Annotated in this window: 4 protein-coding genes; all 4 read right to left on the reverse strand. The window is 62.1% G+C overall.

From position 1 onward, the window contains the following. The coding region (lpxI, locus tag EN984_RS29180; RefSeq protein ID WP_127384145.1) for a UDP-2,3-diacylglucosamine diphosphatase LpxI at positions 1-690 on the reverse strand (690 nt) is incomplete at its 3' end. After that, positions 662-1495 (reverse strand): acyl-ACP--UDP-N-acetylglucosamine O-acyltransferase, encoded by an 834-nt coding sequence (gene lpxA / locus EN984_RS29185; protein WP_127268626.1) that lies wholly within the window; start codon positions 1493-1495, stop codon positions 662-664. The genes lpxI and lpxA, both read right to left, overlap by 29 nt. 13 nt (positions 1496-1508) lie before the next feature. Further along, positions 1509-1976, reverse strand: coding sequence for a 3-hydroxyacyl-ACP dehydratase FabZ (gene fabZ / locus EN984_RS29190; protein WP_127268627.1), 468 nt, complete (start codon positions 1974-1976; stop codon positions 1509-1511). Continuing rightward, positions 1969-2895: UDP-3-O-(3-hydroxymyristoyl)glucosamine N-acyltransferase (gene lpxD / locus EN984_RS29195; RefSeq protein ID WP_127384146.1), on the reverse strand; the 927-nt coding region annotated here is incomplete at its 5' end. The genes fabZ and lpxD, both read right to left, overlap by 8 nt.

Raw genomic sequence — 2895 nt, forward strand, 5'->3', positions numbered from 1 at the left:
GGTCTTGCCCGCAATACGGCCGTGGCCGCGCAGCAGCTTCGCACGATCAAGCAGGCCGGCTGTTCCTTCGATGCCTTCCAGCGCGATTGCCCGGCCGCCAACCGCGATCGCCGCCTGGCCGACATCCAGCGCCCCGATGGCCTTTGCTGCCGCAAGGCCTGCCTCAATATCGCGCCAGTCCAATTTTCGCGGTTCGGCCTTGGTCAGCACGCCTTCGGCGGCGACAAGATTCGGCACTACTTCGTGGGCGCCAACGACCTTTACTCCGCGCGCTTCGAGGCCTCGTGCCAAGACCTTCAGAAGACCATCGTCGCCACGCGCGAGCGCCATGACGACCAAAGGAATCACCGCGAGCAGGCTGAGACTGGGGCGCAGCGCAAGCAATCGCGGCCGGCGCTTGATCTCGCCTGCAAGCACCAGATGGGTGATCCGGTGCCGCCGCAGCAAAGGGACGAGCGAGCCTATACCTTCCAGAGCGAGGCTTTCGTGATCGTATCGGGAGAGTTCCGCGATGCGGTCGACCTCGCCTTCCATCAGGATGACGAAGGGCGGATAACCTTGTTCAGCCGAACCGGCCGCGACTTCGACCGGCAGACTGCCGCCGCCGGCAATGATGCCGACCCTGGAGCCCGGCGGAAGATCAAGACGCGCAGCCGCTGTCTCAGTCTTCGTCATCGACATCGTCGCCATCGCCGCCCTTGAGCGACGGCACAGCATAATGCCGCTTGCCGCGACTGCTGATGAAATCGATGATCTTCATGGCGGTCGGCGACGACGCGAACTCCGCCTTGGCGAACTCGATGTTCTCGCCAACGGTGCGGGAACGATCGAAGATCATCCTGTAAGCCTTGCGCAGTACAAGGATTTCGGACCTTGGCAGGCCGGAGCGCTTGAGGCCGATGATGTTGAGGCCGCGTAGGCTGGCGCGGTTGCCGACCGCTATGGCAAAGGGGATGACATCGCCGACGATCGCGGAGCAGCCGCCGAGAAAGGCGTTGTCGCCGATGCGGACAAACTGATGCACTGCGGTCAGGCCGCCGATATAGACATTGTTGCCGACCTCGCAGTGGCCGCCCAGCGTTGCACCATTGGCGAACGTCGCATTGTTGCCGACGACGCAATCATGGGCGATATGGGCGTAGGCAAGGAAATTGCCATTGTCGCCGACCGTCGTCTCGCCGCGGCTGGAATCGGTGCCGAGATGCATGGTCACGCCTTCGCGGATCGTGCAGTTCCTGCCGATGACCAAGGTGGTGCGACCGCCCTTGTGCTTGGTGTTCTGCGGCGGTGCGCCCAATGTCGCCATCGGATAGACCTTGGTCGAGGCACCGATCGACGTCGCGCCCATCACCGAGACATGACTGACCAGTTCGACGTCGTCGCCGATCACCACATCGGCACCGACATGGCAGAACGGCCCGATGCGTGCACCTTGGCCGATTTGGGCGCCTTCCTCGACAATGGAGGACGCATGAATGGATGTCTTGATTTTCATAAGCACTCGATCGTCAGTCGCTGGTGACCATCATGGCTGAAATCTCGGCCTCGGCCGCCTTGGCGCCGTCGACCATGGCTTCACAAGCGAATTTGAGCAGGTTGCCGCGTTTCTTGATTTTCTTGACATGGATCTTCAACTGGTCGCCGGGAACCACCGGTTTGCGGAATTTGGCGTTGTCGATGGTCAGGAAATAGACCAGCGACGGCTTTTCGGTACCCAGGCTGCGGATACAGATGGCGCCGGCCGTCTGCGCCATCGCCTCGACGATGAGCACACCCGGCATGACCGGCTGCTCAGGGAAATGGCCCTGAAAATGCGGCTCGTTTATGGTCACGTTCTTGATGCCGACGGCGGATTCGTCGCCATCGATGTCGACGATACGATCGATCATCAGGAACGGATAGCGGTGCGGCAGGAGCTTCATCAGCCCCATAATGTCGACTGCCTCCAGCGTCGTCGACGCGATCATGTCAGCCATTGCCTCCCTCGCCCTGTTTGCGGGTCCTGGCGAGCTTGCGCAGCATGGCTATCTCCCGCATGGCTTCCGCCATCGGCTGTGCCGGATAGCCGCCCCAGATCTCGCCTGCAGGGACATTGCTCATAAATCCACTTCTTGCGGCAAGCTTGGCCCCTGTCCCTATGGTCAGGTGATCCGCAAGCCCGACGCCGCCGCCCATGGTGACATTGTCACCCACGACCACAGAACCCGAAATACCCGAAAGCCCGGCTATTATGCAATTGCGGCCGATGCGGACGTTATGGGCGATCTGCACGAGATTGTCGATCTTGGTGCCCTGGCCGATGATCGTATCGGACATGGCGCCGCGATCGACGGTGGTGTTGGAGCCGATCTCGACATCATCCTGAATAACGACACGGCCGATCTGCGGCACGCGTTCTGGACCCTTGGCCCCGCCGACGAACCCAAAACCATCCTGGCCTATCCTCGCGCCGCCATGAATGATGACGCGATTGCCGATCAAGGCATACTGGATGCTGGCTCCTGGACCGACATAGCCGTCGCGGCCGATCTGGCAGGATTGTCCAATAACCGCATTTGGGGCGATGACGGTGCCGCTGCCGATCGAAGCACCTGGCCCGATCACCGCGCCGGCCTCGATGACGGCACCGGCTTCGACATGCGCGGTCGCATCGACATGAGCGTGCGGCGAGACGCCGGTTTCACTGGTCATTGGCCCTGGTGTCGCCGCCCTCGGAAACAGCAGACGCCCGATCAGCGCGAAGGCCTGTTGCGGACGCGGATGAATGAGAACGGCAACGCTTGCCGGCGCCTTGCCGGCAAATTCCGCCGGGCACAGGACCGCGGCTGCCCGCAGCGACGGCATCAGCGCGGAATTACGCTTGCCATCGACAAAGACGAGCGCATTCTCGCCGCC

Source organism: Mesorhizobium sp. M7A.F.Ca.CA.004.12.1.1 (genome assembly GCF_003997835.1).
GTDB lineage: Bacteria > Pseudomonadota > Alphaproteobacteria > Rhizobiales > Rhizobiaceae > Mesorhizobium.